Source organism: Streptomyces sp. CNS606 (assembly GCF_000426325.1).
Genome location: NZ_AUFD01000011.1, coordinates 71,341 through 91,144, shown reverse-complemented (window position 1 = coordinate 91,144; position 19,804 = coordinate 71,341). Strand labels below are relative to the sequence as shown.

The 19,804-nt window shown below is 72.5% G+C and carries 23 protein-coding genes, 1 tRNA gene and 1 pseudogene; 9 read left to right on the top strand and 16 right to left on the bottom strand.

Annotation, left to right across the window (positions count from 1 at the left end; translation table 11 throughout):
• Positions 1 to 93: 93 nt before the first annotated feature.
• Positions 94 to 1,164 carry a Gfo/Idh/MocA family oxidoreductase gene (locus K304_RS0109155; RefSeq protein ID WP_027763501.1) on the top strand — a complete coding sequence of 357 codons (1,071 nt, stop codon included), beginning with the start codon at positions 94 to 96 and terminating at the stop codon, positions 1,162 to 1,164.
• A gap of 63 nt (positions 1,165 to 1,227) precedes the next feature.
• Here the strand turns inward: K304_RS0109155 and K304_RS0109150 are convergent, their stop codons facing one another.
• Both K304_RS0109150 and K304_RS0109145 read right to left on the bottom strand, forming a co-directional pair.
• On the bottom strand, positions 1,228 to 2,085 hold the full coding sequence (locus tag K304_RS0109150; protein ID WP_027763500.1) for a fumarylacetoacetate hydrolase family protein: 858 nt from the start codon (positions 2,083 to 2,085) through the stop codon (positions 1,228 to 1,230).
• Positions 2,086 to 2,276: 191 nt separating this feature from the next.
• Entirely contained in the window at positions 2,277 to 3,608 is a 1,332-nt protein-coding gene (locus K304_RS0109145; RefSeq protein WP_078528857.1) for a DUF445 domain-containing protein, read from the bottom strand.
• Between the two features lie 181 nt (positions 3,609 to 3,789).
• On the opposite strand from K304_RS0109145, the gene K304_RS0109140 reads away from it, so the two are divergent.
• The gene (locus tag K304_RS0109140; protein WP_027763498.1) at positions 3,790 to 5,109 is read left to right on the top strand and encodes an SGNH/GDSL hydrolase family protein; all 1,320 of its coding nucleotides are present in this window, start codon (positions 3,790 to 3,792) and stop codon (positions 5,107 to 5,109) included.
• Positions 5,110 to 5,167: 58 nt separating this feature from the next.
• Here the strand turns inward: K304_RS0109140 and K304_RS0109135 are convergent, their stop codons facing one another.
• Genes K304_RS0109135 through K304_RS0109125 form a run of 3 tightly spaced genes read right to left on the bottom strand, consistent with a single transcriptional unit; the run spans position 5,168 to position 7,779 of the window.
• The gene (locus K304_RS0109135) at positions 5,168 to 6,130 is read right to left on the bottom strand and encodes an ABC transporter ATP-binding protein (protein WP_027763497.1); all 963 of its coding nucleotides are present in this window, start codon (positions 6,128 to 6,130) and stop codon (positions 5,168 to 5,170) included.
• A 16-nt stretch (positions 6,131 to 6,146) separates the two neighbouring features.
• Positions 6,147 to 6,911, bottom strand: coding sequence for an ABC transporter permease (locus K304_RS0109130; RefSeq protein ID WP_078528855.1), 765 nt, complete (start codon positions 6,909 to 6,911; stop codon positions 6,147 to 6,149).
• A gap of 55 nt (positions 6,912 to 6,966) precedes the next feature.
• Positions 6,967 to 7,779, bottom strand: coding sequence for an ABC-2 family transporter protein (locus K304_RS0109125; protein WP_027763495.1), 813 nt, complete (start codon positions 7,777 to 7,779; stop codon positions 6,967 to 6,969).
• Between the two features lie 306 nt (positions 7,780 to 8,085).
• Here K304_RS0109125 and K304_RS28105 point away from each other — a divergent pair, with 306 nt between their 5' ends.
• Together K304_RS28105 and K304_RS0109115 are read left to right on the top strand one after the other, a co-directional pair.
• Complete coding sequence (locus tag K304_RS28105; RefSeq protein WP_051308183.1) at positions 8,086 to 10,473, top strand: transglycosylase domain-containing protein; 2,388 nt, start codon at positions 8,086 to 8,088, stop codon at positions 10,471 to 10,473.
• A 147-nt stretch (positions 10,474 to 10,620) separates the two neighbouring features.
• Complete coding sequence (locus K304_RS0109115) at positions 10,621 to 10,941, top strand: DMT family transporter (RefSeq protein WP_027763494.1); 321 nt, start codon at positions 10,621 to 10,623, stop codon at positions 10,939 to 10,941.
• A 160-nt stretch (positions 10,942 to 11,101) separates the two neighbouring features.
• Here K304_RS0109115 and K304_RS0109110 read toward each other — a convergent pair whose 3' ends face one another.
• Both K304_RS0109110 and K304_RS0109105 read right to left on the bottom strand, forming a co-directional pair.
• Positions 11,102 to 11,404: a GroES family chaperonin gene (locus K304_RS0109110; RefSeq protein WP_051308181.1), complete on the bottom strand. Its 303-nt coding sequence runs from the start codon at positions 11,402 to 11,404 to the stop codon at positions 11,102 to 11,104.
• A gap of 172 nt (positions 11,405 to 11,576) precedes the next feature.
• Positions 11,577 to 11,900 (bottom strand): DUF3618 domain-containing protein, encoded by a 324-nt coding sequence (locus K304_RS0109105; protein ID WP_027763492.1) that lies wholly within the window; start codon positions 11,898 to 11,900, stop codon positions 11,577 to 11,579.
• A gap of 182 nt (positions 11,901 to 12,082) precedes the next feature.
• Here K304_RS0109105 and bcp point away from each other — a divergent pair, with 182 nt between their 5' ends.
• The 4 genes from bcp to K304_RS0109085 all read left to right on the top strand — a co-directional run bounded on the left by bcp (position 12,083) and on the right by K304_RS0109085 (position 14,335).
• Positions 12,083 to 12,550, top strand: coding sequence for a thioredoxin-dependent thiol peroxidase (gene bcp / locus K304_RS0109100; protein WP_027763491.1), 468 nt, complete (start codon positions 12,083 to 12,085; stop codon positions 12,548 to 12,550).
• 185 nt (positions 12,551 to 12,735) lie between these two features.
• Positions 12,736 to 13,377: an HNH endonuclease signature motif containing protein gene (locus K304_RS0109095; RefSeq protein WP_027763490.1), complete on the top strand. Its 642-nt coding sequence runs from the start codon at positions 12,736 to 12,738 to the stop codon at positions 13,375 to 13,377.
• Positions 13,374 to 14,252: an HNH endonuclease signature motif containing protein gene (locus K304_RS28100; RefSeq protein WP_051308166.1), complete on the top strand. Its 879-nt coding sequence runs from the start codon at positions 13,374 to 13,376 to the stop codon at positions 14,250 to 14,252. Before K304_RS0109095 ends, K304_RS28100 begins: the two co-directional genes overlap by 4 nt.
• An 8-nt stretch (positions 14,253 to 14,260) precedes the next feature.
• Positions 14,261 to 14,335, top strand: a tRNA-Leu gene (locus tag K304_RS0109085).
• Between the two features lie 9 nt (positions 14,336 to 14,344).
• Here K304_RS0109085 and rdgB read toward each other — a convergent pair.
• From rdgB to K304_RS0109060, 5 genes and pseudogenes are all read right to left on the bottom strand, one after another.
• The gene (gene rdgB, locus K304_RS0109080; RefSeq protein WP_027763489.1) at positions 14,345 to 14,962 is read right to left on the bottom strand and encodes an RdgB/HAM1 family non-canonical purine NTP pyrophosphatase; all 618 of its coding nucleotides are present in this window, start codon (positions 14,960 to 14,962) and stop codon (positions 14,345 to 14,347) included.
• 57 nt (positions 14,963 to 15,019) lie between these two features.
• On the bottom strand, positions 15,020 to 15,403 hold the full coding sequence (locus tag K304_RS0109075; protein WP_027763488.1) for a hypothetical protein: 384 nt from the start codon (positions 15,401 to 15,403) through the stop codon (positions 15,020 to 15,022).
• Between the two features lie 149 nt (positions 15,404 to 15,552).
• Positions 15,553 to 16,296: a ribonuclease PH gene (gene rph / locus K304_RS0109070; RefSeq protein WP_027763487.1), complete on the bottom strand. Its 744-nt coding sequence runs from the start codon at positions 16,294 to 16,296 to the stop codon at positions 15,553 to 15,555.
• Positions 16,297 to 16,395: 99 nt separating this feature from the next.
• A pseudogene (locus K304_RS0109065) lies at positions 16,396 to 16,635 on the bottom strand (PTS sugar transporter subunit IIB); the annotation flags it as partial.
• A gap of 36 nt (positions 16,636 to 16,671) precedes the next feature.
• The gene (locus K304_RS0109060) at positions 16,672 to 17,433 is read right to left on the bottom strand and encodes an MBL fold metallo-hydrolase (RefSeq protein WP_027763485.1); all 762 of its coding nucleotides are present in this window, start codon (positions 17,431 to 17,433) and stop codon (positions 16,672 to 16,674) included.
• A 188-nt stretch (positions 17,434 to 17,621) separates the two neighbouring features.
• On the opposite strand from K304_RS0109060, the gene K304_RS33300 reads away from it, so the two are divergent.
• A complete protein-coding gene (locus tag K304_RS33300) occupies positions 17,622 to 17,780 on the top strand; it encodes a hypothetical protein (RefSeq protein WP_158687320.1) in 159 nt (52 codons plus the stop codon).
• A 4-nt stretch (positions 17,781 to 17,784) separates the two neighbouring features.
• Here the strand turns inward: K304_RS33300 and K304_RS0109050 are convergent, their stop codons facing one another.
• From K304_RS0109050 to K304_RS0109035, 4 genes are all read right to left on the bottom strand, one after another.
• Positions 17,785 to 18,735 (bottom strand): cysteine synthase, encoded by a 951-nt coding sequence (locus K304_RS0109050; protein ID WP_027763484.1) that lies wholly within the window; start codon positions 18,733 to 18,735, stop codon positions 17,785 to 17,787.
• Complete coding sequence (locus K304_RS0109045; RefSeq protein WP_027763483.1) at positions 18,735 to 19,013, bottom strand: MoaD/ThiS family protein; 279 nt, start codon at positions 19,011 to 19,013, stop codon at positions 18,735 to 18,737. Before K304_RS0109045 ends, K304_RS0109050 begins: the two co-directional genes overlap by 1 nt.
• Positions 19,014 to 19,164: 151 nt before the next feature.
• Positions 19,165 to 19,275 (bottom strand): putative leader peptide, encoded by a 111-nt coding sequence (locus K304_RS33955; RefSeq protein WP_311671773.1) that lies wholly within the window; start codon positions 19,273 to 19,275, stop codon positions 19,165 to 19,167.
• Positions 19,276 to 19,360: 85 nt separating this feature from the next.
• Positions 19,361 to 19,792, bottom strand: a complete 432-nt coding sequence (locus K304_RS0109035) for a M67 family metallopeptidase (protein ID WP_027763482.1) — start codon at positions 19,790 to 19,792, stop codon at positions 19,361 to 19,363.
• Positions 19,793 to 19,804 lie beyond the last annotated feature (12 nt).

Here is a 19,804-nt window from a genome sequence, read left to right as displayed (position 1 = left end):
GGTTTCACCCTACCGGGGCACACGCCTGCGCTCCCGGCACCGGGGCCCGGACCTGCACGTGGAGCCCGCAGCGGCCGTTGGGAGACTGGCCCCATGAACGCATCGCTCCGCGTCGGCCTCCTCGGCTACGGCCTCGCCGGCTCCGCCTTCCACGCCCCGCTGATCGCCGCCACCGACGGTCTCGTCCTCGACACCGTGGTCACCGCGAACCCCGAGCGCCAGGCGCAGGTGGCCCGCGACCGCGGCGCGGACGTCCGTACCGCCGCCACCGCCGACGAGCTGTTCGCCCGCGCCGACACGCTCGACCTGGTCGTCGTCGCCTCCCCGAACAGGACGCACGTGCCCCTGGCCGAACGCGCCCTGCGGGCCGGGCTGCCCGTCGTCGTCGACAAGCCGCTGGCCGCGACGGCGGCCGAGGCCGAGCACCTCGCCGCGCTCGCGGAGGAGCGCGGGCTGCTGCTGTCCCCGTTCCAGAACCGCCGCTGGGACAACGACTTCCGCACCGTGCGGGCGCTGGTCGCCGAGGGCGCGCTCGGCGAGGTGCTGCGCTTCGAGTCCCGCTTCGAGCGGTGGCGGCCGCAGCTCAAGGGCGGCTGGCGCGAGTCGGGCGACCCCGGCGAGGTCGGCGGCCTGCTGTACGACCTCGGCAGCCACCTCGTCGACCAGGCCCTGGCGCTCCTCGGACCGGTCGCGTCGGTGTATGCGGAATCCGACGTCCGGCGTGCCGGGGCGGAGGCGGACGACGACGTGTTCGTGGCGCTGACCCACCGGAACGGGGTGCGCTCGCACCTGTGGATGAGCGCTACTGCAGCACAACTCGGGCCGCGCTTCCGGGTCCTGGGGACGAAGGCGGCCTACGTGAAGCACGGCCTCGACCCGCAGGAGGCGGCCCTGCGGGCGGGCGCCCTGCCCGAGCCCGGCACAGCGTGGGGAGTGGAACCGGAAGCGGCGTGGGGAACCCTGGGAGACCTGGACGCGGCGGAACGGGTACCGAGCGAGGCCGGCGACTACCCCGCGTACTACGCCGGGGTGGCGGCGGCACTCCGCGACGGCGGGCCGGCGCCGGTCACGGCCCGCGAGGCCGCGGAGGCGCTGCGCGTGCTGGAGGCCGCGCGCACCTCGGCCCGGGAGGGCCGGACCGTCGCCCTCGCCGCCGGGGTGTGAGAGTCCCCGCCGCCGGAGTGTGACCGTTCCCGCCGGGGGCGAGGCCCCGGCGGGAACGGGACCTCAGGCCGCGGTGAGGACCTGGCGCTGGCGGCCGAGGCCGTCGATCTCGAGGTCGACCACGTGGCCTGGCCTCAGGTACGGCTTGGGCTCGGGCCGGCCCATCGCCACGCCCGCCGGGGTGCCGGTCAGGACGACGTCGCCGGGCCGCAGCACCATGAAGCCGCTGAGGTAGCGGAGGACCTCCGCCACGGGGAAGATCTGGTCGGCCGTCGTCCCGTCCTGCATCAGCCGGCCGTCGACGCGCAGCCGCAGGCCGAGCGCCTGCGGGTCGGGGACCTCGTCGGGGGTGACCAGCCAGGGGCCCAGCGGGCTGAACGTCTCGCAGTTCTTGCCCTTGTCCCAGGTGCCGCCGCGCTCCAGCTGCCACTCGCGCTCGGACACGTCGTGGGCCACGGCGTACCCGCCGACGCACGCGCGCGCCTGCGCATCGGTCTCCAGGTACCGCGCGGTCCGGCCGACGACGACGGCGAGTTCGACCTCCCAGTCGGTCCTCGTGCTGCCCCGCGGCACCAGGACCGGGTCGTCGGGGCCGACGACGGTGTCCGCCGCCTTGAGGAAGACGATCGGCTCCGCCGGGACCGCGGCACCCGTCTCCTGCGCGTGATCGTGGTAGTTGAGGCCGATGCACACGACCTTGCCGACCCGGCCGACCGGCGGGCCGATCCGCAGGCCGCCGGGGTCGAGGCGGGGCAGGCCGCCGCCGTCGACGGCCGCCCGTACCCGGGCGAGGGCCGCGTCGTCGGCGAGCAGCGCGCCGTCCACGTCGGGCGTCACCGCGGCGAGGTCCCGTAGCACCCCGTCGGTGTCCAGGGCGGCCGGGCGCTCCGCGCCCGGCGGTCCGACACGCAGCAGCTTCATGGTCGTCTCCCGTGGTCGTGGCGCGCCCCGCAGCGGGCGGGGCACGCGGGCGATCACGGTGGGGACGGCCACCGCACAGCGTGTTGGACGATCCTCCAAGGTGCTGTGCACGCAGCGCAACCCGCGTCCCACCCAGTGGGACGCGGGCCCGGGAACGGGACGCGGATGCCGCGCCGCCGGAGCCGTCCTGCTCAGGCGCCCGCCGCGTGCGCGACGGTGTGGATCACCAGCCCGGCCAGCGCACCCACCACCGTGCCGTTGATGCGGATGAACTGCAGGTCCCGGCCGATGTGCGCCTCGATCTTGCGGGAGGTGTGCTCCGCGTCCCAGCCGGCGATGGTCTCGCTGATCAGCGAGGTGATCTCGTCGCGGTAGGTGGTGACAACGTGCGCCGCCGCGCCCTCCACCCAGGAGTCGACCTTGCCCTGGAGCCGGTCGTCCTCCGCCATCCGCCGGCCCAGCGACAGCAGCGACGCCCGGGCCCGCATGCGCAGTTCGCTGCGCTCGTCCTCGGCCGCGGCCACGATCATCGCCCGCACCGAGGACCACGCCGAAGCGATCAGGTCCTGCACTTCCGACCGCCCCAGCACGTCGCGCTTGAGCCGCTCGACGCGCTCCCGCGTCTCCTCGTCGGTGCGCAGGTCCCGGGCGAAGTCGGTGAGGAAGCGGTCGAGCGCACCGCGCGCAGGGTGCCCGGGCATGTCCCGCATCTCGGTGACGAAGCGCAGCAGCTCCTTGTAGACGCGCTCGCCGACCTTGCGGTCCACGAAGCGGGGCGTCCAGCCGGGCGCGCCGCCGCTGACCGCCTCCATCACCGAGTCGCTGTGCCGCTCCAGCCAGTCCCGGGCCCGCACGCACACCAGGTCCACCACGCGGCGGTGACCGCCGTCGGCGACGACCTTCTCCAACAGCCGGCCCAGGCCGGGCGCGATCTCCTGCGCCTCCGCCCGCCGCGTGATGGCCTCGCCGACGACGGCCTGCACGTCGTCGTCGCGCAGCACCGTGAGCGCGCCGCGCAGGGCGGTGGCCAGTTCCGCCGTCACCCGGTCCGCGTGCGCCGGCTCGGCGAGCCAGCCGCCGAGCCGGCTGCCGATGCCCACCGAGCGCAGCCGGGCCCGCACGACCTCCTCGGAGAGGAAGTTCTCCCCGACGAAGTCGCCCAGACTCCGGCCGAGTTGGTCCTTCTTGGTGGGGATGATCGCGGTGTGCGGGATGGGCAGACCCATCGGGCGTTTGAAGAGGGCGGTGACGGCGAACCAGTCGGCGAGCGCACCGACCATGCCGGCCTCGGCGGCCGCCGCGACATACCCCGTCCAGGCGCCGGCGCCGGACTCGCCCGCCCACGTGGCGAGGGCGAAGACGACGGCCATGGCGGCCAGCGCCCCGGTGGCGATCAGCTTCATCCGGCGCACGCCCCGCTGCCGCTCCTCGTCGGCGGCCGTGAACGCTCCCGGACCCCGTGTGAGTGCTCTCACACCGGACCGTTCCGCGGTGGCGATTCCACCCCGTTCCGACTGGTCCATCCGCTCCACCCGCTCCGCTGGCCTCGGCACATTCTCTCCTCGCGTTCCCCACCCGCCATACGCGGGGAACGCCCCAGGGGTTCCCCGCGTCTGAGGATTCGAGTCCACACGGGTCACCGTGGGATCATGAGAGACCCGACCGCCGGAGCCCGCTCCGACAGCCCGAGGAGACACACCGCGCATGACCAGAAACCTGGGTTATGCCCTGCTGGCAGCACTCGCCGCCCTCGTGGTCCTGGTGTCCACGGCTGTCTTCGTCGGCTTCGGCAAGGCAGCCGGACGGGACGAGGGCGCGGACGGCCCGCAGTCCGGCGCCGGCGGCACCCGGCCCGCCTCCTCCGGCAGCTGGATCGGCACCTGGGCCGCCGCCCCCGCCGCGGCCGAGCCCGGCACCCGGAACGCCTTCGCCGACATGTCGGTCCGCAACGTCGTGCACACCTCCGTGGGCGGCACCCGCGCCCGCATCCACCTCTCCAACCTCTTCGGCGAGACGCCGCTGACCTTCACCCGGGCCGGCATCGCCCTCGCCGCCGCGCCCAGCAGCCCCACCGCGAAGGCCGGCAGCCTGCGCCGTCTCACCTTCGACGGCCGCCCCTCGGTGACCATCCCGCCCGGCGAGAAGGCCGTCAGCGACGCCGTACGACTGAACGTGCCGGCCGCGGGCGACCTGCTGATCACCACGTACACGCCCCAGGCGTCCGGCCCCGTGACCTTCCACAACCACGCGCGACAGACCAACTACGCCGGGCCGGGCGACCTGACCCGGTCCGTCGCCGGCACCGACTTCACGCAGCAGAGCCCGTACTGGCGGTGGGTGACGGCCGTCGACGTGTGGACCACGGAGGCCGACGGCGCGGTCGCGGTGCTCGGTGACTCGATCACCGACGGCATCACCTCGTCCACCGGTGCCAACCACCGCTGGACCGACTTCCTCGCCGAACGGCTGCGCACCGAGCCCGACGCCCCCCGGTACAGCGTCCTCAACGCGGGCATCAGCGGGAACCGGGTGCTGATCGACGGCCTCGACTACTCGCCGAACAACGGACCCTCCGCCCTGAACCGCCTCCACCGGGACGCGCTCTCCCGGACCGGCGTCGAAGTCCTCGTCGTCGAACTGGGCCTGAACGACCTCCTCAAACACCCGCAGCAGCTCGACCCCGCCCCCATCGTCGCCGGCCTCCAGGAGATCACCCGGAGAGCCCACGCGCGGGGCGTCCGGGTCGTGGGCGGCACCCTCACCCCGTCCGGCGGGCACCGCGGATACGAGCCGCGGGAGGAGGCCGTGCGGCAGGCCGTCAACGACCGCATCCGGTCCGGTGACGTCTTCGACGCCGTGATCGACTTCGACGCGGCGCTGCGCGACCCGGCCGCACCGCAGCGGCTGCGCGGCATCTACGACTCCGGCGACCACCTGCACCCCTCCGACAACGGCTACCGCGCGATGGCCCACGCGGTGGAACTGGGGCAGCTCGCCGGCGACCCCGACCCGGCCCGCCTCTGAGCATCCCGGCGCCTCCCCGTCGGGACCGTCTCCCGTCCCCTCCGGCACCGCCGCGCCCCTACGCACGCCCCGCGTACATCGCGGCGATGACCGACTCGATGTCCGGCTCCCGCACCGACAGGTCGACCAGCGGGTAGTGGGCCGCCACCGCGGCCACGACCGGCGCCGCACTCGCCGACGCCGGGAACGCCAGCCACTGCCGCGGCCCCTCCGTCCGCACGGTCCGCGCCCCCGGCACCCCGCTGATCGGCGGCAGCTCCCGCTCCAGGTCCACCACCAGCGTCCGCTCGCTCTCCCCCACCTCGTGCAGCCCGCCCAGCGCCCCGTCGTACATCATCCGCCCGTGATCGATCACCATCACCCGCTCGCAGAGCTGCTCGATGTCGGTGAGGTCGTGCGTGGTGAGCAGCACCGTCGTACCGCGCTCGGCGTTCAGGTCGCGCAGGAAGCCGCGGACCCGGGCCTTGCTGACGACGTCCAGCCCGATCGTCGGCTCGTCCAGGTAGAGCACCTCCGGGTCGTGCAGCAGCGCCGCCGCGATGTCCCCGCGCATCCGCTGCCCCAGCGAGAGCTGACGCACCGGCACGTCCAGCAGGTCGGCGAGACCGAGCAGCTCCACGCACCGGTCGAGGTTCACACGGAAGCGGTCCGCCGGCACCCGGTACATGCGCCGCACCAGCGCGTACGAGTCGCGCAGCGGCAGGTCCCACCACAGCGTCGTGCGCTGGCCGAACACCACCCCGATGCGCCGCGCGAGCCGCGTCCGCTCGCGCGCGGGGTCGAGACCGGCGACCCGCAGCCGCCCGCCGCCGGGCGTCAGGATGCCGGTCAGCATCTTGATCGTCGTCGACTTCCCCGCCCCGTTCGGGCCGATGTAGCCCACGACCTGGCCGCGCGGCACCGAGAAGGTGATGCCGTCGACCGCCCGCACCTCGCTCGTCTCCCGGCGCAGCCGGCGCCCGGTGCGCCGCCGCACCCGGAACACCTTCTCCAGCCCTTCCACCTCGATGCACGCGTCCATACGTCCCGGCTCCCTCTCAGCTTCCCGTACTCACGTAGCCCCGCAGCCCGGCCCGCCACACCAGCCCCGCCACCGCGGCGAAGACCAGCGCCACCACGGGCGAGGCGAAGTCCGCCCACCACGGCAGTCCCAGAAGGTCGCCCCGGCCCAGCACGTACAGCGCCGGAACCCAGTTCACGAACGCCAGCGGCACCACGAACGTCGCCCCCCGCACCAGCTCGCGTCCGAACACCGTGGGCGGGTACTGGAGCATCGTCTGGCCGCCGTAGGTGAAGGCGTTCTGCACCTCCGACGCGTCCCGCGCCCAGAACTGGAACGCGCCGCCGACCGCGAACACCGCGACGAAGATCAGCGCGCCGCTGACCACCATCACCGGCACCATCAGCACCCGACCCGGCGTCCACGCCACGTCCAGGTGCCACAGCGCCCACCCCAGCAGCAGCCCCGCCTGGATCAGCCGTCCCACCCGGTGCAGCGCGAACCGGTCCGCGGCGACCTGCGCCGAGACCGGCACCGGACGCACCAGCAACACGTCCACCGTCCCGTCCCGCACCCGGCCGCCCACCCGCCCGAACGACCCGGCCAGCAGGTCCGCCAGCCCGAACGACGCGCTGGACGCGCCGTACAGGAACGCCACCTCCGGCAGCGAGAAGCCGCCCAGTTCCTCGATGTGCGTGAACATGATCACGATCGCGACGAAGTCCAGCGACGTCATCGCGATCCCGCCGAGCGTCATCATCAGGAACGACGCGCGGTACGCCAGCGCCGAACGCACCCACATCCGCACGATGAAGCCGTACGCCCGCAGACCCCACAGAGTCCGCGCGAGCAGCCCGTCAGCCACCCTGGACCACCACCTTCCGGGTGGCGACCGCCTGGAGCGCACGCCCCAGCGCCAGCACCACCAGCGCCCACCCCGCCTGGAACGCCAGCGCCGACACCACCGCAGCCGCCCCCCGGTACTGCTCCAGCAGCACGTCCGCCGGCACCTGGAGCATCGCCGCCCACGGCAGCGTCCGCACCGCCTCGCCGAACGCCCCCGGGAAGACCGTCAGCGGCAGCAGCATCCCCGAGAAGAACGTGTTCAGCAGCGTGGACAGGGTGTTCAGGCCGGTGCCCTCCATCACCCAGAACGTGGCCAGCGCCAGCAGATAGCGCAGCCCGAACCCCACCACCACCGCCAGCCACGTCGACACCAGGAACAGCACCCAGGTCACCGGCGACGACGGCAGCGCCAGCTCGAATGCCAGCGCCCCCACCGTCACCGGCACCACCCCGCGGCCGACCAGCTGGAACGCCGCCCGCCCCAGATCCGCCGCAAGCCACCACAACTGCAGATCCACCGGCCGGTACAGGTCCACGGCCACGTCGCCGCTGCGGATACGGGCCTGGAGGTCCTCCAGCGCACCACCGCCGATCAGCGCCACCGCCGCCAGCAGGGCCTGCCCGGTCCACACGAAGGTCAGCGCCTCCGCCTGGTCGTACCCGCCCAGCCGCGGCCGCTCCGACCACAGCGCCAGATAGGTGTAGGCGAGGACGAAACCGAAGACCGTGTTGGTGAACACACCCGCCGCCGTCGCGACCCGGTAGGTGGCGTAGCGCCGGAACGAACCCGCCGTCACCGTGAAATAGACCCCGCCGCGATGCATCCTTCCCGGCCCCTCCCCCGTCTGTATCTACAGCGGCTCCACAGCCGCCGCCCGGCACGCAGGCGCGGACGACCCCCGCGGCAGTGGGCCGGGGAGCCGGAACGAAGCGAATCCACCAGCCTACGGGCGGGCGCTGCCCCGGGCGAAGGGTTTTCCGCCCGGCCCCGGGTACGCCGTACGCCATGCCGCGGCACGCCACGCCGCAGCGGCGCGTGGCCGGTCACCGGAGGCCGGTGCGGAGGATGCGACAGTGGATCCGGACGTCTATCCGAACGCCCGGACGTGGACGGGGAGTGCCTGCAGACCATGAATGACGAGCCGAACCGGGACACCGGGCCGTACACGGCGGACGGCGACTGGACGCCCGGCGAGGAACCGGGCGGGGAGCCGGACGCGGAGCACGACGGCTCCCGGCGCACCGGGGCGCGCCGGCTGATCCCCACCTGGCGCATGGTGGTCGGCGCGGTGCTGACCGTGATCCTGGTGATCTCCGGCGGCATGGTCGCCGGCTACCTGCTCGTCGACATCCCCGAGCCCAACCCGCACGCCGTCTCGCAGTCCAACGTCTACCTGTACTCCGACGGCAGCCGCATCGCCGTCGACGGCGACTACAACCGGGAGAGCGTCCCCCTCGACGAGATCTCCCGCGGCGCGCAGCGCGCCATGCTGGCCGCCGAGGACCGCAACTTCTACAGCGAGCCCGCCGTCAACCTCAAGGCGATGTCGCGTGCGGCGTGGAACATGATGACCGGCGGCTCGACGCAGTCCGGTTCCACGATCACCCAGCAGTACGTGAAGAACTACTACCTGACGCAGGAACAGACCGTCACCCGCAAGGTGAAGGAGTTCTTCATCGCGATCAAGCTGGACAACGAGGTCAGCAAGGACGAGATCCTCCAGGGCTACCTCAACACCAGCTACTTCGGCCGCAACGCCTACGGCATCCAGTCGGCCGCCCAGGCCTACTACGGCAAGGACGCCGACGCCCTCACCGCCGGCGAGGGCGCCTACCTCGCCGCCCTGGTCAACGCCCCCAGCGCCTACGACGTCAAGGCCCACCCGGAGAACACCGACCGCGCCGAGGCCCGCTGGAAGTACGTGCTGCGCGGCATGGTCGAGGAGGGGTGGCTGAGCAAGCAGAGGCGCAAGGCCATGGAGTTCCCCGAGCCCGACCCGGTCAAGCCGTCGACCAGCCTCTCGGGCCAGCGCGGCTACCTCGTCAACGCGGTCAACGACCACCTGATCGACAGCGGCATCATCACGGCGGGCAGGCTGCGGTCCGGCGGCTTCACCATCCGCACCACCATCGACCGCGAGAAGCAGGACGCCCTGGTCGACGCCGTCGACGCCGAGCTCGTCTCCCGCCTCGACGAGGAGAACCGCAAGGTCGACACCTACGTCCGCACCGGCGGCACCTCCATCGACCCGCAGACGGGCGAGGTCGTCGCCATGTACGGCGGCGAGAACTTCGTCGAGCAGTACACCAACACCGCGACCGCCCGCGAGTACCAGGTCGGCTCCACGTTCAAGCCGTTCGTCTTCACCTCCGCGCTCGACCACGACTCCACCACCCAGGACGGGCAGCCCATCAGCGCCCGCACCGTCTACGACGGCACCAGCGGGCGTCCGGCCGAAGTCGACGGCCGGCCCACGGACTTCGCCCCCGAGAACGAGGACCAGGTCGACTACGGCCCCGTCACCGTCTCCGAGGCCATGGACAAGTCGATCAACGCCGTCTTCGCGCAGATGGGCGTCGACGTGGGCGTCGAGAACGTCCGGGAGACCGCCACCGCGCTGGGCATCCCCGACAGCGTCATCGACCCCAAGGTCGGCGCATCGATCTCGCTGGGCGTCTCCCCCGCCTCCACCGTCGACATGGCCGAGGCGTACGCCGCCCTCGCCAACCACGGCATGCACCGCGACTCCACCCTGGTGACCAAGGTGACCCGCGGCGCGGAGACCGTCGACCTGCCGGAGCGGAAGGAGAAGCGGGTCGTCCCGCGCGACGCCGCCGACACCACCACGGCCGTGCTGGAGAGCGTCGTCGAGGGCGGCACCGCCACCGCCGCCCAGTCCGCCGGACGCCCCGCCGCCGGCAAGACCGGCACCGCCGAGGAGGACAAGGCCGCCTGGTTCGCCGGCTACACCCCCGAACTGGCCACCGTGATCAGCGTCGTCGGCAAGAACCCCGAGACCGGCGCGCAGGAACCGATGTACGAGGCTCTCGGACTGTCCCGCATCAACGGCGGCGGCCCGCCCGCGGAGATCTGGGGCGCCTACACAGCCGCCGCCCTCGAAGGCGAACCGGTGAAGGACTTCGACCTCGACACCCGCGGCCCGGTGCTGCCCACCACGCCTCCCAGCGAGGACACCGACCCCAGCGAACCGCCCGCCACCGACGTGCCCACCGAGGAACCCCCCACCCAGCCCACGGACCCCGGCATCCCCACCCCACCCACCGAGACCCCGGACCCCACCGGCGGCCCGTCCATCCCGCCGGACCCGACCACGGGCGGCACGGACGGCGGCACCACCGACGGCGGCACCACGGACGGGGGCACCACCGACGGCGGCACGACCGACGGCGGCACCACGGGCGGCCCCGGCGGCGAGGCCTGGGGCGGCACCTCCAGCGGCTACGGCGGAGGCCAGAGCACCGGCGAAGCGGGCGCCGGAGAGGACGGCGGCGGCTGACCGGCCGCCGGCACCGCCGCGGCACACGCCCGTTTGCTAGCCTCGGGAACACCCCGACGAGACGCGCCGTACCGGGCGGCCGGGCCCCACGGGAGCCGGCCGAGGCAAAGACGACGCACCCCCGCACACGTACACGGAGGTGCCGTCATGGCCTGGATCCTGCTCACCGTCGCCGGCCTGCTCGAAATCGCCTGGGCGATCGGGCTCACCTACACCGAGGGCTTCACCCGGCTCTGGCCCAGCGTCCTCACCGTCGCCGGCTTCGCCGCCAGCATGGTGCTGCTCGCCCAGGCCGCCCGCACGCTGCCCATCGGCACCGCCTACGGAGTCTGGGTCGGCATCGGCGCCGCCGGCGCCGCCGTCATCGGCATGCTGGTGCTGCACGAGCCCGTCACGGCGGCGCGGATCTTCTTCATCTGCCTGCTGCTCGTCGCCGTCGTCGGCCTCAAGGCGACCTCGGGCCACTGACCGCCTCCGGCGGGCCGGCCGGCCGCCCGTGCGGTCCGGGCAGTACCGCACCGGCACGGGAACGCACCAGGCAGGACCGTCACAGCGGGTCGATACGGGCCCTGAGCAGGCAGAACGCGTTGCGCTCCGGGTCGTTACCCGCGAAGAGGCGCGAGCCGGGCTACAGGTACAGGCCGGTGGAGTCCTCGGACCCCTGCAGCCGCTCGGCGGCCACCGCGTGCAGGTCGCGCTCGCGCATCAGCACGTACGCCACCCCGCGCACCTCGACCTCGGCCCGGTCCTCCGGGTCGTAGAGCACCCGGTCACCGGGCTCCACCGTCCGCACGTTCTGCCCCACCGCGACGACCTCGGCCCAGTTCAGCCGGCGGCCCACCGCGGCCGTGGCGGGAATGACGATGCCGCCCGACGAACGGCGCTCGCCCTCCGGGATGTCGGTGCGTACCAGCACCCGGTCGTGCAGCATCCGGATCGGAAGCTTGTCGGGGTGCTGTGGGGTCTCGGAACTCACGCCCCCGACCGTATCCCAACCACCCGCCCGCCCCCGTACCGGACCGACCGACCGACCGCCCGCGGGCCGGACGCCGGACCCGCTGGCCGAGCCCGCCGGGCCGCCGGAGTCAGCGGCGGCGACGGAGTCAGCGGCGGCGGCGGCGCTGCGACAGGAACAGCAGACCTCCGACCACGGCCACCGCCACCACGGCCACCGGCACCACGCGCTCCAGCCGCGGCGCCCCCTCCTCGTCCGTCATCGACGCGCGCGCACCCGACACCTTCGCGTTCACCGCCACGTACGCCCGCCCGGCCGTCCGGTCCACGGTCGCGGCGACCTTGGACTTCGCCCCCGACATGATCGTCTTCGGGTGCACCCGCATGGCGATCTCGTCCAGCGCCGCGGCGAGCTCCTCCCGCCGCCGAACGATGTCCGCCTCGATGTCCGCAGGGGTCCTGGCATCCGACACCGCGTCGCCTCCGTCACTCGTCCCGTCGTGGTCCGGCCGCCTCCGGCAGCCGGTTCCGGTACTGGTTACCGGACAGTCTTTCAGCTCCGCCCCCCCCCCGCCCCACGGCACCCCGCCCCCGCCTGCTCTGGTTAGGCTCGACCCAGCAGACAGGCCCGCCCCACCCGCCCCGAGGAGCACAGATGAGCGAGCGGCTCACACCCGGCGACCCCGCCCCCGCCTTCACCCTGCCCGACGCCGACGGCAACGAGGTCTCCCTCGCCGCCTACGCCGGACGCAAGGTCATCGTCTACTTCTACCCCGCCGCGCTCACCCCTGGATGCACCAAGCAGGCCTGCGACTTCACCGACAACCTGGACGTCTTGGCCGGCGCCGGCTACGACGTCGTCGGCATCTCCCCCGACAAGCCGGAGAAGCTCGCGAAGTTCCGCGAGAAGGAGGACCTGAAGGTCACCCTCGTCGGCGACCCGGCCAAGGAGACCCTCGAAGCCTACGGCGCCTTCGGCGAGAAGAAGCTCTACGGCAAGACCGTCACCGGCGTCATCCGCTCCACCGTCGTCGTCGACGAGAACGGCACCGTCGAACGCGCCCTCTACAACGTCAAGGCGACCGGCCACGTCGCCAAGCTCCTCAAGGACCTCGGCATCTGACGCACCGCCACGGCCCCCGGGCGCCCCGCCTTTCTGCCTCCACCGACGAGGTCGCCCGCACCCTCACCCGCGAAGGCGTCCGCACCCCCGCCTCCCGACCACCGGCCGTAACCTCTCCCCCGCCCGCTCGTTCACCAGTACGACACCGCGCCGGACCGTCGGCCGCGCGGCAGGGAAGGAAACCGATGGGCGGGCAGTCCTACGACCGCGAGATCCTCGCGCGAGTCGTCGCCGGTGCTTCGACGCTCGGTCAGGTGATCGAGGGGTTGGGTCGGAAGGCAACACCTGGCCGACGCAGCTACGTGCGATCTCTGGCGCGGGGGTGGGGCATCAGCCTGACCCACCTCGAGCGAGAGGGCGTCCGTCACACCGAGGCCAGGCTTCGCGAGGCGGTCGGCCGGTCGTCCAGCGTGATGGAGGTGGTGCACCGGCTCGGGCTCGCACCGGTCGGCGGAAACCACGCCCACATCAGCCGGCGCATCACCACTCTGGGTATCGACACCTCCCACTTCCGGGCGCCACGGGGCGGCAGAAGCGCGACGAAACTCGACGTCCTCGTGGTCGGGAGACCACAGGACGGGCGCGTTCCCGGTCAACGGCTCCGCAGGGAACTGCTGCGTCGAGGGGTCCTGGAAGTGTGCTCCATGTGCGGCACCGGCACGGAATGGAACGGGAAGCCCCTGCGGCTCGAGGTGGACCACGTCGACGGACACTGGTGGGACAACCGCGTGAAGAACCTACGGCTCCTGTGTCCCAACTGCCATGCCGTGACGGACACCTATCGAGGCAGGAAACGGGGTCCTCGGCCCCAGGAGGACCCACCATGAGGCAGCGCGCGCACCGTTGGACCAAGGATCGGCTCGCGGCCACAGCTGCAGACAGCAGTTCGTACGTCGACATGCTACGGCGGCTCGCGCAGCCTCTCGGCAGTGAACCGCTGCGCTACCTGCGCGCCCGTACAGCCCACTACGGCATCGACACCCGCCACTTCGTCGAGGAGCCACTTCCAGCTCGCGCCCGGCAGCACTACACGGAAGAGGTGTTGCGCGACGCCGCCGAGCACTGCGACTCGCTGCGGAACGTACTCGAGTACCTGGGCGTCGCGCCGTACGGCAGCGCCTACGGCTACCTGGCGCGCAGGTTCGAGCGGTTCGGCATCGAGATCTCCCACTTCGCTCCCCGGGCGGACTGCCTGCCCGCCCTGGACGAACAGCGCGTGCGGGCGGCGGTGGAGCGGGCCCGTAGCATCGCCGACGTCATACGCGATCTCGGGCTCGCGGTCGACACCACGTCGCGCCGGGCGGTGAGGAGAGCGATCGAAGCGTACGGCCTCTCTACCGCACACTTCGCCGGGCAGGGTCACAATCGTGGTTGCGTATCCCCCACCCGCAAGTCCGCGGACGCCCTTCTCCGCCGGCTGCCGGAGGGGGCGCGGCGCACCCGGCGCGAGCAACTTCACCGTGCCCTGCAGGAGAAGCGAGTGCCGTACAGGTGTCAGGCGTGCGGGCTCGGCGAACGGTGGCAGGGACGCGTCCTCGTGCTCGAGATCGACCACCTCAACGGGGACCGGCTGGACAACCGGATCGGCAACCTGCGCTACCTGTGCCCCTCGTGCCACAGTCAGACGGCCACGCACGCGCGTGGGCGATCCGTCGGTTCCCTCGGCACTGGGGCAGGCAGAGGTACGAGCCCAGTAGAGTAGAAGCAGAAGGGCCCGTACCCCAGCAGGCTAGAGGGCGCCGGTTTAGGTCCGGTGTGTCGTGAGTTCGAGTCTCACCGGGCCCACCTCGTGATTCAGCCCAGGGCCTCGCGGATGTGGGGGGCGAGGGCGCGGAAGGCGCGGCCGCGGTGGCTGACGGCGTTCTTCTCGGCGGGGGTGAGCTCGGCGCAGGTGCGCGTCTCGCCGTCGGGCTGGAGGATCGGGTCGTAGCCGAATCCGCCGGTGCCGGCGGGGGCGTGGCGGAGGGTGCCGGGGAGGCGGCCCTCGACGACGTGTTCGGTGCCGTCGGGGAGGGCGAGGGCGGCGGCGCAGGCGAAGTGGGCGCCGCGGTGGGCGTCGTCGATGTCGACGATCTGGGACAGCAGCAGGGCGAGGTTGGCCTGGTCGTCGCCGTGCCGGCCGGACCAGCGGGCGGAGAAGATGCCGGGGGCGCCGCCGAGGACGTCGACGCAGAGGCCGGAGTCGTCGGCGACGGCGGGGAGGCCGGTGGCGGAGGCCAGGGCGTGCGCCTTGAGCAGGGCGTTCTCGGCGAAGGTGACGCCGGTCTCCTTGACGTCGGGGATGTCGGGGTAGGCGTCGGCGCCGAGGAGTTCGAGGCCGGGGACGAGTCCGGCGTCGGTGAGGATGGCGCGGAGCTCGGTGACCTTGTGGGCGTTGCGAGTGGCGAGGATCAGCCGCTGTTCACTGCTCATGCGGCGATTATCCCCGCCACCCGCGGTGCCGTGGTGGGGGCCCGGGCGGGCCGGGGGTCACGCGGGCGAGCAGACCTCGGTGAGCCCGCTCGCGGCGTCGTTGACGGCGCTCATGTCGGGGGCGCGGCCCTCGTTGACCGCGGTGCGGGCGTCCTCGACGGCGGTGTTGAGGTCGCCGACGGCGCCCTTGACGTCGGCGCTGTCGGTGGACTTCTCGATCTCGTCGAGGTTCTTCTCGATGCTGTCGAGGGCTTCCTTGGCCTGCGTGGGGTCTTCGCCCACGGAGGAGGCGGCGTTCTGGAGGTCTTCGACGCTCTCGGCGACGGTGACGGCCGTGTTGGCGCAGTCGAGCGCCTTGTCGATGGCGCCGCAGCCCACGGCGAGCGTGGCGGTGGCGGCCACGACGACGGCGGTGACGGCGGTGGACAGAGTGCGACGCACTGGGTTCCCTCCCGAGAGCTTGGACGGGCCGCACGGATCGACCCGTACGGCCCGTACCTTCTCAGACGCGTAAAGCGCTCGCAAAGTTCCGTCCGTGCGGGCGGCCTTGCGGGCGAGGCGGCTTGCGGGCGAGCGGTGCCGCCGTGGGTTCAGTCGGCGGCGAGGGCCTGGCGCTGGCCGCCGTCGAGCTGGGCGCAGCCCTTGACCGCGAGGTCGAGGAGGGCGTCGAGTTCGGTGCGGGCGAAGGGGACGCCCTCGGCGGTGCCCTGGACCTCGACGAAACGGCCGTCGTCGGTGCAGACGACGTTCATGTCGGTCTCGGCGCGGACGTCCTCCTCGTAGCAGAGGTCGAGCATGGGGGTGCCGTCGATGATGCCGACGCTGACGGCGGAGACGGCTCCGGTGAGGGGCTGGGCCTTGGAGCGGATGAGCTTCCTGCCCTGGGCCCAGGTGACGGCGTCGGCGAGGGCGACGTAGGCGCCGGTGATGGCGGCGGTGCGGGTGCCGCCGTCGGCCTGGAGCACGTCGCAGTCGAGCACGATGGTGTTCTCGCCGAGGGCCTTGAAGTCGACGACGGCGCGCAGGGAGCGGCCGATGAGGCGGGAGATCTCGTGGGTGCGTCCGCCGATGCGGCCGCGGACGGCTTCGCGGTCGCCGCGGGTGTTGGTGGAGCGGGGCAGCATGGAGTACTCCGAGGTCACCCATCCCTCGCCGGTGCCCTTGCGCCAGCGGGGCACGCCTTCGGTGAGGCTGGCGGTGCAGAGCACGCGGGTGTCGCCGAAGGAGACGAGGACGGAGCCTTCGGCGTGCTTGCTCCAGCCGCGCTCGAGGGTGACGGGGCGCAGCTGGTCGGGTGTCCTCCCGTCGATGCGGGTGACGTCGTTGTCAGACATGGGGGCGAGCCTAGTCGCATGGGGGCGGGGCCCGGACGGCGGCTGCGGGGCGGCGGGGCCCGTACGGTCGCGGGCGGGGGCCCGTGCGCGGGGCGGCGCTCACATGAGGTCTTCGATCTCCTCGGCGATCGGGTCGGCGTCGAGGCCGAGCACGACCTGGATCATGGTGCCCATGCGGACGACGTCGCTGGCTCCGGCGCTCTTCAGTGCGGCGACGTCGACGAGTGCGGCGTCGCCGACCTCGGTGCGCAGGCGGGTCACGCACCCCTCGACGACTTCGATGTTCTCGATGCCGCCGAGTCCGGCGACGATCCTCTCGGCCTTGCCGGCCATGGCGTCCTCCTCTGCCGTGGTCCGAGAGTACGCCGGGGGCGGTCAGATCTCGTGGACGGCGCCGGCACGGGCCAGCTCGACGGGGCCGGGGAAGGCGGCCTTGGCGTCGCGCAGGTTGGCCTGGGGGTCGGTCCACGGGGGGACGTGGGTGAGGAGCAGCTTCCGGGCCTTGGCGCGTTCGGCGCACTGGCCTGCCTGGAGGCCGTTGAGGTGGAGCTCGGGGATGTCCTCCTTGCCGTGGGTGAAGGAGGCTTCGCAGAGGAAGAGGTCGGCGCCGGCGGCGAGGGCGTCGATCTCGTTGCACGGGCCGGTGTCACCCGAATAGGTGAGTACGCGGCCGGTGTCGCGGTGCGTGATGCGGAATCCGTAGGCCTCGACGGGGTGGCGTACGAGGGCGGTGCGCACGGTGAAGGGGCCGGTCTCGAAGGTGCCGCCGGGGGTGAGGGTGCGGAAGTCGAAGACCTCGCTCATGGAGGAGTCGGTGGGGGTGTCGGCGTAGGCCGTGGTCAGCCGGCGTTCGGTGCCGTCGGGTCCCCAGACCGGGAGGGGGGCGCAGCGGCCGCCCTCGTGCCGGTAGTAGCGGGCGACGAAGTAGCCGCACATGTCGATGCAGTGGTCGGCGTGCAGGTGGCTGAGGGCGATGGCGTCGAGGTCGTAGAGGCCGCAGTGCCGCTGGAGTTCGCCGAGTGCGCCGTTGCCCATGTCGAGGAGCAGCCGGAAGCCGTCGGCTTCGAGGAGGTAGCTCGAGCAGGCCGATTCCGCGGAGGGGAAGGACCCCGAGCAGCCGACGACTGTGAGCTTCATGGAGCGGGAACCTCCGTGGGCGGCCGGTCTTCTGCTCCTCGGGCGTGGTGGTCGAGACCGCCGCGTCGGTGAGGAGGTGGTTTTCCGAGCGTAAGGCGCGCCGGGCCCGGTGACTCCTCGGGACGTGCGTGTGTGGGCGGAATCACCAGCGCGGGGTAGGTGTGACCACGGAGGGAGAGTGATGACGGTTGAGCACGGGATGGTGGCTGGTGTTGGGGCTGGTCGTGGTGTTCGCGCTGGTCGCGGCCTATGTGGACGGGACGGGCCGGTTGCGGGGGCGGCGTCGCGGCGCGGCGCGCTCCCGGCGTGAGGCGTCGCGCCGGGAGCCGCCGCCGGAGGAGGGCTGAGCGGTCAGGCCCAGAGCTGGCCGTGGAGGGTTTCGACGGCGGCGTCCGTGGATGCGGCGGTGTAGACGCCGGTGGACAGGTACTTCCAGCCGCCGTCGGCGACGATGAAGACGATGTCGGCGCTCTCGCCGGCCTGGACGGCCTTGCGGCCGACGCCGAGGGCGGCGTGCAGGGCGGCGCCGGTGGAGACGCCGGCGAAGATGCCCTCCTGGGAGAGCAGCTCGCGGGTGCGGGCGACGGCGTCCTCGGAGCCGACGGAGAACCGCGAGGTGAGGACGGCGGCGTCGTACAGCTCGGGGACGAAGCCCTCGTCGAGGTTGCGGAGGCCGTAGACGAGGTCGTCGTAGCGCGGTTCGGCGGCGATGATGCGGATGTCGGGCCGCTGTTCGCGCAGGTAGCGGCCGGCGCCCATGAGGGTGCCGGTGGTGCCGAGGCCGGCGACGAAGTGGGTGACGGACGGCAGGTCGGCGAGGATCTCCGGGCCGGTGCCGGCGTAGTGCGCGCCGGCGTTGTCGGGGTTGCCGTACTGGTAGAGCATCACCCAGTCCGGGTGTTCCGCGGCGATCTCCTTGGCGACGCGGACGGCGGTGTTGGAGCCGCCTGCGGCGGGTGAGGAGATGATCTCGGCGCCCCACATGGCGAGCAGCTGGCGGCGTTCCTCGCTGGTGTTCTCGGGCATGACGCAGACGATGCGGTAGCCCTTGAGCTTCGCGGCCATGGCGAGGGAGATGCCGGTGTTGCCGGAGGTGGGTTCGAGGATGGTGCGGCCGGGGGTGAGCCGGCCGTCCTTCTCGGCCTGTTCGATCATGTGGAGCGCCGGGCGGTCCTTGATCGAGCCGGTGGGGTTGCGATCTTCCAGCTTGGCCCAGATCCGCACGTCGGGGGACGGGGACAGCCGCGGCAGCCGTACGAGGGGGGTGTTCCCGACGGCTGCCAGCGGCGAGTCGTAGCGCATCAGCGTGCGCCGCCGGCGACGGCGGGCAGGATGGTGACGTTGTCGCCGTCGGTGAGCGTGGTGGTGATGCCGTCGAGGAAGCGGACGTCCTCGTCGTTGAGGTAGACGTTGACGAAGCGGCGGAGTTCGCCGCCGTCGACGAGGCGGCCCTGGATGCCCGCGTGACGCGACTCGAGGTCGGTGAAGAGCTCACCCAGCGTGGCGCCCTCTCCGGTCACGGTCTTCTCGCCGTCGGTGTAGGTGCGCAGGATGGTCGGGATACGGACCTCGATGGCCATGAATGCTCCTGGTGAGGAAGGAAGGGGGCAGGCTGTGGCGTGCGTGGTGCGTTCGTGTGTGCGGGTGGTGCGGACCGTACGCGGCACGTACGGCGGGCGCGTCGGCGCGGGCACCGTCCCGGGTGGGGCACGGTGTGCCGCGGGCGCGGGCTCAGCGCGAACAGATGGCGCTGGCGAGGCGGCACAGGTCGACGTGCAGGCGCGCCACGAGCAGCGTCGTGCCCGGGCCCTTCTCTTCAGCGCTCACGTCGTGGACAACCATGGCCTCATCGTAGCGATTCCCGGGGCGGGAATCGGATGTCGGTATCACCATACGGACGTTCGCGTCTCATCTCCGCCCTGCCGGTTCAGGCGTCGTAGGCGGGGACGACGCCGACCTCCTCCTCTTCCACGATTCCGTCCACGATGCGGAAGGAGCGGAAGGAGAACGGGCCCTCGTCGTTGCCGCACTCGGCGGTGGAGACCAGCACGTAGTGGGCGCCGGGCTCGTTGGCGTAGGAGATGTCGGTGCGCGAGGGGTAGGCCTCGGTGGCGGTGTGCGAGTGGTAGACGACGACGGGCTCCTCGTCGCGGTCGTCCATCTCGCGGTAGAGCTTGAGCAGGTCGGTGGAGTCGAACTCGTAGAACGTGGGCGACCGGGCCGCGTTCAGCATCGGGATGAACCGCTCGGGGCGGCCGGAGCCGGCGGGGCCGGCGACGACGCCGCAGGCCTCGTCGGGGTGATCGGCGCGGGCGTGGGCCACGATCGCGTCGTGCAGCTCCTGTGTGATGGTCAGCATGGGATGCAGCAT